Source organism: Syntrophorhabdaceae bacterium, assembly GCA_028713955.1.
In the GTDB taxonomy this organism is placed as follows: domain Bacteria; phylum Desulfobacterota; class Syntrophorhabdia; order Syntrophorhabdales; family Syntrophorhabdaceae; genus UBA5609.
In genome coordinates, this window is the sequence record JAQTNJ010000128.1 from 1 (window position 1) to 8869 (window position 8869).

General features: G+C 49.6%; 6 protein-coding genes. 4 read left to right on the forward strand and 2 right to left on the reverse strand.

The window, feature by feature from the left end; genetic code table 11:
• Both PHU49_10980 and PHU49_10985 read left to right on the forward strand, forming a co-directional pair.
• Positions 1 to 815: MlaD family protein (locus PHU49_10980; protein MDD5244525.1), on the forward strand; the 815-nt coding region annotated here is incomplete at its 5' end.
• Positions 815 to 2146 (forward strand): hypothetical protein, encoded by a 1332-nt coding sequence (locus PHU49_10985; GenBank protein MDD5244526.1) that lies wholly within the window; start codon positions 815 to 817, stop codon positions 2144 to 2146. The genes PHU49_10980 and PHU49_10985, both read left to right, overlap by 1 nt.
• Positions 2147 to 2486: 340 nt before the next feature.
• Here the strand turns inward: PHU49_10985 and PHU49_10990 are convergent, their stop codons facing one another.
• Positions 2487 to 3725, reverse strand: coding sequence for an HD domain-containing protein (locus PHU49_10990; protein MDD5244527.1), 1239 nt, complete (start codon positions 3723 to 3725; stop codon positions 2487 to 2489).
• 68 nt (positions 3726 to 3793) lie between these two features.
• Entirely contained in the window at positions 3794 to 5071 is a 1278-nt protein-coding gene (gene pfp, locus PHU49_10995) for a diphosphate--fructose-6-phosphate 1-phosphotransferase (GenBank protein ID MDD5244528.1), read from the reverse strand.
• A gap of 381 nt (positions 5072 to 5452) precedes the next feature.
• On the opposite strand from pfp, the gene PHU49_11000 reads away from it, so the two are divergent.
• Together PHU49_11000 and PHU49_11005 are read left to right on the forward strand one after the other, a co-directional pair.
• Complete coding sequence (locus PHU49_11000) at positions 5453 to 6583, forward strand: hypothetical protein (GenBank protein ID MDD5244529.1); 1131 nt, start codon at positions 5453 to 5455, stop codon at positions 6581 to 6583.
• A 7-nt stretch (positions 6584 to 6590) separates the two neighbouring features.
• A partial coding sequence (locus tag PHU49_11005) for a calcium-binding protein (GenBank protein ID MDD5244530.1) occupies positions 6591 to 8869 on the forward strand: 2279 nt, incomplete at its 3' end.

Here is an 8869-nt window from a genome sequence, read left to right on the forward strand (position 1 = left end):
TGGAGGTAGGCAAGGTGAAAAAGATCGCCCTTGATGCGTACAAAGCGACGCTGACGCTGACTATTAAAGAAGGCGTGAAGGTGCCTGCCGACAGCAAGATCATCGTGAAGGCCCAGGGACTTCTCGGCGATAAATATATCGAGATCCTCCCGGGGACTGAAAAGAAATTCCTTGCCCAGGGCGACAGGATCAACGATGTAATTCCCGGCATTGATTTTAACGAGATCTTTACCCAGGTTAACATTGCCGCAAAGAATTTTGGTGAAACAATGGGTGAATTTAAGGATATCCTCGGCGATAGGGAAAAAGAAAATATCAAAAAGAGCATCGCCAACATCGAATCCCTGAGCGGTGATTTCCGGACATTCATGACAGACAACAAGGGGAATATAACACGTGTTGTCAATAATACAGCAGTAGTCAGCGAGAAGCTCAGCTCCATCGCGCAGGATATCGAGCAGGGGAAAGGCACGCTGGGACTCCTTGTAAAGGATGACAAGCTGTACAATGATACCAAAGATACCGTAGCGTCCCTGAAGAACATCTCGAGGGATATTGAAGAAGGTAAGGGGACGCTCGGCAAGTTTGCCAAGGACGAGACCCTGTATAACGATACAAAAGAGGCAGTGAGCAACATCAAAGAGCTGACCGACGGGATTAAAAAAGGCGAAGGCACACTGGGGAAGCTCGCCAAGGATGATAGCCTGTACAACGAGACTGAAAAGGCCATGAAGAAGATCCAGAAGGGCGCGGAAGGTCTCGAGGAGATAACGCCTGTAACGATTCTCGGGACTGTCTTTGGCTTTTTATTTTAATGCGCGTATTTCTCCTCATCTTTCTCCTGTTTCCATGCAGCCTCTATGCCCTCTGGCCCGTCTCATGGGAATTTAACGACGAGCAGTGGCTGCTTGGCCCGCTCGTGACATATCAGAGCAAGGAAGACGAAGCCCACGTAGTCCTCAGGCCCTTTCTCTCCTCCTATGATTCCGACGATGGAGGCGTCTACCGCTACATCTACCCCCTCGGGAAGGTCTCAAAGGAAAAATCCTATTTCATTCCCATCTACTCCTCGCGGCGATCAGAAAAGGCAAGCGATACGGCCTTTACGCTGTTGTTTTACGGTACATCGGAAAAAGGGGACTATTTCGGATTCTTCCCCCTTTTCGGCAAGATGTACAACAGGTTCAGAAAAGACGAGCTTGGCTTCGCTGCCTGGCCCCTCTACAGCTATACCAGGAGCGAAGGTGCAACAAAGACAAATGTTGTCTGGCCCGTCTTTTCCTTTTATGGAGGTACCGAGGAGGGTTTTAAGGTATGGCCGTTATATGGGACGCGCGATCAGCCCGGTATCGGAAATCAGCAATTCGCGCTCTGGCCCTTTATCTTCTGGGGGGAGAAGAACCTTGATACCGACGAGCCTGTCGATTCCTTCTACTTTATCCCCTTCTATATGAAGTCCACTACGAAGAACAAGGCCTGGTACAGTGTGCTCTGGCCTTTTTTTCAGTATGCGCGGGATAAGGACAAGGAGAAATGGACGATCCTCTGGCCGATCTTTTCATCCACAAGCGGCGAGGAGAACAAGGGCTTCAGTTTCTTTCCTCTGTATTCCCGGGAAGAGAAGGGGAGGGACCGACGCACCAGCGTCCTCTGGCCGATATACCGGGAATCGGAATGGTATGTCAATGACCAGCGTTTTCTGAGGAAGAGCTTCCTCGTTATCGACAGGTATATAGAGGACGACACAGGGGTCTTTTACAACTTCTGGCCTGTCTTTGAATATGAAGAAAAAAAGGCCGATTCAGTATTCCTGTTCCCGTCCATACTCCCCTTCAGGGACCGCGGTCTTACCCGGATCGTCAAGCCCCTCATCACCCTTTATGAATACAGAACGAAAGAGAACAGGACCATGACCAACTTCCTCTACGGTCTCTACACGCGCGAAGAGGACGGCGAGAACTGGAAGGTGAGGTTCGCCTTTCTGCTTGAGCTCAGGAAGGATGCAGACGGTACGGGATTCGAGCTTCTTTCGGGGTTATTCGGCATCGACAGCCAGCAGGTAAAGATACTGTTCATACCGTTCAAGCGCGGCGCATCGGTAGAGCCCGCAGGAGAACAAACAGCATCGCCGCTTCCAGCTCAATAAGAATCAAATCCTAAATCCGAATTTCTAAATTCTAAACAATATCAAAATTCAAATATCGAATGTTTTAAACGTGTTGTCATCGCGAGGAGCGAAGCGACGTGGCGATCTGCGGTGACCTATTGAATGAGATTGCCGCGCTGCGCTCGCAATGACACAACGCCGCGCCCTGCGGGCTCGCAATGACACTACGCCGCTCCCGCCTTAGGCGGGCTCGCAATGACACGGTTATTTTGTTCAACTATTTTGAATTATGAATATTGGAACATTTGTGCTTGATTAGGATTTTGATATTCGAGTTTAGAATTTTTTAAGATATACGTGCTTCGGGTTTGATGTTTGTTCATTCCCCTTTATCGGGATACTGGTGGGCGACATTCCGTATGACGTCGAGTATGGAGACAAAGGTGTCTACTACCTCAGGGTCGAAGTGTTTTCCCCTCTCTTGCGTGAGGGTGTCGAGGACCCTTGCCTCGTCCCAGGTCTCCTTGTATGACCTCCGCGAGCAAAGCGCATCATACACGTCGGCGATGGCCACGATCCGGCCGAAGAGAGGGATCTCATCTGCGACCTTGCCCGTTGCCTTTCCTGACTGGTCTGTATAGCCGGGTAGGGGCTCCCCGGTATTGAAATCGATGTGTCCCGGATATCCATTCCCGTCCCATTTTTCATGGTGATTGAGCGCCACAACAAATGCCGCTTCATCAAAGTCCGACCGCATGTTGGAAAACAACTGTGCACCGAGGTAGGTGTGCTGTTTCATAACGTCGTATTCAACGTTGTCAAGGCGGGCGGGTTTCTTGAGGATCAGGTCTGTGATGGCGACCTTTCCCACATCGTGGAGCATTGCCGACATCCTCAAAACGTCTTTATTCTTTTCGATTGTATCTTCGTCGATCCCCTTTGCCATAGCCCATGCCTCGTAGATCTCCACGGCGTATGATGCCACGCGGTTAACATGAGCGCCCGTCTCCATAGGATCCCGCAGCTCAGCCATCTTTATCATCCGCAGGATGATATCCCTGGTCATCATGGCGCGGTCGATGGCAATGGCAGCGTTATTGGCAAAATGCATGATATACGGCTCATCGTCACCTGTGAAGGGAATAATGTTGCCGGCGCTGTCTTTCGCATTGATTAGCTGGAGGACACCGACAATCTCATCGTTGTGTGTTTTGAGGGGAAAGGTAAGAACCGATTGCGTCCTGTAGCCGGTCAATTGATCGTATGACTGGTCAAAAGAATAGGGGACGCCGCCGCTTAAATGATATACGTCTTCTATGTTGAGCATCAAGCCTGTATTGGCAACGTACCCTGATAAGGATTTATTATTCACGGGGATCGAAAAGGTTGAATAGATAAGCTTTTTGCCCGGTCGCAGCCTCTTCTGCTGTGTATCGTTCTGAGTGTATTTGAATTTCAGCGTGTCGGCTTCCTTGATATAGATCGATCCCGCGTCAGCGTTTGTTAAATACCGTGCCTTCGTCAGGATCCTTTCGAGGAGGATATCGATATCCTTTGTCTGGGTCACATCGAGTCCGATATTCAGGACCTCGCGGAGCTTTTGCTTTTCGTCATACATCGTTTTTATCCTGTACTGCCCAATACATATTCTAACTCATGTGGAAGATATTATCCATACACTAAGGGCTAATAAGGGTTGCCGGACACCACGTATTCAAAGCGCGCTTTAAAATCTGCCGGTTCCATGTTGGCGACCCTGGCGAGGTTTTTCAGGCGGTCACCCTCGAAATCTTCCTTCTCAAGCCTGATCATATATTTTCTTGCAACTTCATAGGTCTCTGTGTGGATATCCACCTTCCTGATCTTTATCCTGTCAGTAGCGTAGTCCACCATCTCAACAAAGGGTACCGGTTTTATGTTTCCTTCGTAAAAGACGATCATGGCTCCCGTGCCGCCTTTCAGGAGGTAGCGGACCGCGCCGTAACCGAGGTTTCTTGTATATTCAACATCGAAGGGGATGGGATTGGCAGCCCTTAACTCGTAACCGATATTCTTCTCGAAGATGCCGACCTCGATTCCCATTGATTTCAATGTCTTGTTAACAAAATTCCTGAGCAGCCTTCCGAGTTGGATCTCTGAAAGCCTTAACTCGCCTTTTTCGTTTTTCTCCACATCCTCATAACGGCTCAACTCATCAAGGTCGAACATTTCGGAGATGCCTTCCGCCAGTATGGCCACACCATAGTCCCGGTCCATGGATAGCCGTTTAATGATAGATCCCGTCAGGGTATCTGCCACCCTTTTAAAAGAGAGCTTGCCATTTTCGAATTCTTCCGGTATGAGAGAGATCGTGGTGCCGGCAGCCTTCCCCATGCCCAGCGCCAGATGGCCCGTATGCCTTCCCATTGTAGTAATGAAATACCACCGTCCCATCGTACGGGCATCTTCCATGACGTTGTTGACAATATAAACGCCTACATGCCGCGCCGTCTGAAAACCGAATGTTGAAAATCCACCGGGTAAGGGTATATCGTTATCGATCGTCTTCGGTGTGTGGACTACGCTAATGGAACCCCTCGCCTCTCTTTCAATCCAGTTTGCCATATGGAGTGTGCCGTCGCCGCCGACGGTTATGAGGTACTTTATACCGATACTTTTGAGAGAGGACAAAAGGGTTTTGAATTTTGCCTTTGCGTTGTCGGGGGCATCACGGGAGGTGCGGAGGATAGAACCTCCGGTAGCGTGAATCCTCGAAACATCGTCGATCGTGAGGGGCATGACATTTATCTGGCCCTCAAAGAGACTCTTGAACCCGCCGATGAGCCCCACGACCTTCTTGCCCTGATTGACAGCCTCGATTGTGGCCGCGCTGATAACGCCGTTGATGCCGGGCGCCGGGCCTCCACCAACGATGATACCTATCAGGTCCCTTTCCATATTGGAATTATTGTGCATTTTTTTCATGGTATTTGCAAGTTCTTTGTATAATCCATGGAATCTCCTTATATATTGTCGGCTGGCACGCTGATATTCTTTAACAAAAACCCGCATCAACCAAAGGCAGACCAGACGTTTCCACATGCTTCATGTCCGATTGGTCACCAATAATGGTTTGTTGGGAACATTATTGTTTTATGCCCAGGATTATAGCAATAAAATGGATATAATTAACCATGTAAGGGGGGCGTCAGGAGGCATGTCGGAACAACCCGCAGGATGTGGGACGTCTGCTTCGCCTGGACGAAGGACGTGGGAAAGAACAGCATGGAGCGAAGAGTTTCTTAACCTTTTTTATAACATTGAATATGTATAAGCTCAGGGTAAACAGAAAAGAAGGGGGGTTATATGAACAGCGAACAGGAAACATGTTGCAGGCAGGGCGGGTTATATAAATTTCCATGGGCGCATTTATTAGTATGTTTTTTCCTTGGCATCATCCTTTTTTCCTGCTCCGGGGAGAAGCCGCTTGACCTTGGGTATTTTACAAAGGTCGGTGATCTTTCCCTTTCCAGTGACGGAAGCCAGATACTCTTCACCGGTTGCGGGCATAAAGACTATCGGAAGTGTACCATCTACCGGTTTGATAGAAATGCCGGCACGTTGTACCGGTATATACCACGCGATGAACGCATCGAGGTGATCGGAGGGCGGTACACGTCGAACTCAATGCGGCTTGCCTTCGTGGTCATTCCCATTACGAAAGAAGACAAACGGCAGTATGACGATATGCAGATCGCCCTCATCAATCAGGATGGCACCGGCTATACACAGCTCACAAAGGGCAGGGGGATGAAGGTGGGGTACAAGTTCAGCCCTGACGAGAAGACCCTCGTCTATTTCAGGGGAAAGGAACGTAAATCGGGCAAGACGATGGCATCCGATTTTGACCTCTACAAGCTCGACCTTGCAACCAATAAAGAGACCCAACTGACGAACCTTGCTTTCTATGGGGTGAGCATTCCTTACTTTACCCCGGACGGCAAATATGTTGTCTTTGAGGGAGATTCTCCCCTGCGGTTGCCACGCACCGACAATGTCGATGTTGTTAAACAGTTCAGTGAAGACTATAAGCAGAAATATAAAGAGAACATCATTTTAAAATACCCCCTCGACGGTTCGGGGATTGATCGGGAACCGGTGCCGATGTTCACCTTTGGCATCGGGTCCAGGGGGCCGATAGTCACCAGGGATGGTTCCGTATGGTTTGAGGGGATATCAAGAGGCATCAGGTACTGTCGCCGACTGCCCGACGGGAAAATCGTGGAGTTAACCTATGAACAGCTTGGAATCGGTAGGACCATATTTTTGTTGAAAATGGTTATTGAACCGAATGGCCAATGGATGGCAATCCTTTATGAGGAGAGGAAGAGTACAGGCCACGTATTAAAGAGATGGATAGGGATGTACAACGTTGCAACCACAGAACGCAGCGAACTGGCAATACCTGCAACCGCAGAGAACATACTAATAAAATAGGGGGGGTATGATGTCAAGAGTTGATGTAACACCGCTTAATATCGATTTTAAGGTAATACGGTTTATTGAAGGGATCACTCAGGAAGGGATATCGGGCAGACTACAGAGTAAAGATTCCTTTAACTGGGTTCAGGTTGATTGGTGGCCAGGCACGGATGTAGCCAGCATTGTTCCAACCCATGGGAATTTCGCCGGGCCAGGGTATAGCTGTGGTGAGCGCAAGGAATTCACTGAAGAACAAATCATACAAAGCCCGGTTTGGCAGGTTGATGATCCCATACTTGGCAAAACAAGAAATGACTATATTGATGTCCTCGCCAAACAACACGATCTTGACTACAAAAGGGCCGAAGGCAAACCTGACTACTGGCAGCGTATCAAGGCTGCTGACGAGGCGCTGATCAATGGGACACGGGCGTTGCTGGACGGCACATCCCCGTTATTTGCAGATGGTGGCTCATTGACTCCCGGCGAACTCAATTACGGGAAATCCATGCTTGATGCGTTTGAATTGAAGATGGCATGTATCGATGAGATGGGGGTACTCATAGAAAACCTGCAGTCCTCAGGCTCTAGTCTGACGCAGATCAACGATATGCTCACCAGCCTCTTCTTTGTTCGTGCATTCATCCCTGTGCCCGCAGGGTTGCCGGATCTGGATACCTACAAGTCGCTCTTTAACGCCGCCTCCGCTATCGTCCGTCGTGATCCTCTTGTCTTCGACCTTGATGGAGATGGATTAGAAACAATTGCCGTCAAGGATGGCGCCTACTTCGACCATGACGGGAACGGCTTTGCAGAACAGACCGGATGGGCGTCATCCGATGACGGCCTGCTTGTTATGGACAGGAATGGCGACAGTATCATCAACAACGGCACTGAACTTTTCGGAGACCAGACAATACTTCAGAACGGTCAGCACGCTACCGACGGTTTTCAGGCATTGGCGGAACTGGACAGCTACACCGACGGTATCATCGACGTCAACGACACCGCCTTTTCCCAGTTAAAGATATGGCAGGACATAGACAGCGACGGGTACTCATCGGCAGATGAGCTCTTCAGTCTGGACGAACTCGGCATCCGGTCAATCAACCTCACTTACACTGACACCGATATTACGGATACCAACGGCAACACCCAGGTTCAATCAGGGACATTTATTAAAACTGACGGCTCAACAGGTTCAATAGGCGGGTTTATCCTCCAACGTGATCCTACCTATACCATCGCCAACGAGTGGCTCAATGTCCCCGACACCATCGCAGCATTACCCGACCTCCAGGGCTCCGGGAATGTCTATGACCTCCATCAGGCGATGGCAAGGGATACATCGGGTCAGTTAAAATCTCTTGTTGAGCAGTTTATCGCAGCTACCGATGCCACTACCCGTGACACCCTTATGGACCAGATCCTTATTAAATGGACAGGCAGCGAAGATGTGGTTGACGGAAGCAGGGGTGCCTTCTTCGATGCAAAAAAACTTGCTGTTATCGAAAAGTTCCTCGGCCAGTCTTTTGTCGGCATGAACGGCCCCAACCCAAATGACCTTGCGGCCCCGCTTCTTGCCCAGACATATGAGGGCCTGTCAGAGATGTTCTATGCCCAGCTCATGGCGCAGACCCACCTGAAGTACGTGTACGATGCGATTAGCTACACATGGGATGAGGAAACGCAATCACTGAAAGGCGACCTCGCTTCCGCGATTCTCGCATTGCAAAATCAGATGACATTAGATCCGGGAGCGGTAAATGACCCGCAGGAGTTCATGCGGACGATCCATGGCTTCCGGGCAGAGGAGATGTTTGACCTTGTTCCGCTATCCACCACCTTTGAACTCAACGACGAAGATGCCAAATGGCAGATCGATTCAGCGGGGAAGACGATTGTAACCGGCACTGCGCTGAACGACACGCTGTATGCGAATGCCGGTATCGATACTGCCATCCGAGGCGACGAGGGCAACGATGTACTCTATGGGAATACCGGAAAAGACGTGCTTTATGGGAATGAAGGCAATGATCAAATTGTCGGCGGATGCGATGATGACATCCTTCGTGGAGGAAAGGGCGACGACTATCTGTATGGTCAGAATGCAAACGATATCATGGACGGCGGTTCAGGCAACGATATCCTCTCCGGCGGTCAGGGCGATGATGCCTATATCTTCGCCAAGGGATATGGCCACGATATTATCGAGGAAGAAAGCGGTGTCGATATTATCTCTTTCACTGACCTTAACCAGTCAGATCTTGAATATGCCATATCAAAAACAAGCGGTGATAA

Coding starts and splice junctions, on each gene's coding strand:
- PHU49_10990 (MDD5244527.1), bottom strand. CDS start 3,725: ATGTATGACGAAAAGCAAAAGCTCCGCGAGGTCCTGAATATCGGACTC.
- pfp (MDD5244528.1), bottom strand. CDS start 5,071: ATGAAAAAAATGCACAATAATTCCAATATGGAAAGGGACCTGATAGGT.
- PHU49_11000 (MDD5244529.1), top strand. CDS start 5,453: ATGAACAGCGAACAGGAAACATGTTGCAGGCAGGGCGGGTTATATAAA.
- PHU49_10985 (MDD5244526.1), top strand. CDS start 815: ATGCGCGTATTTCTCCTCATCTTTCTCCTGTTTCCATGCAGCCTCTAT.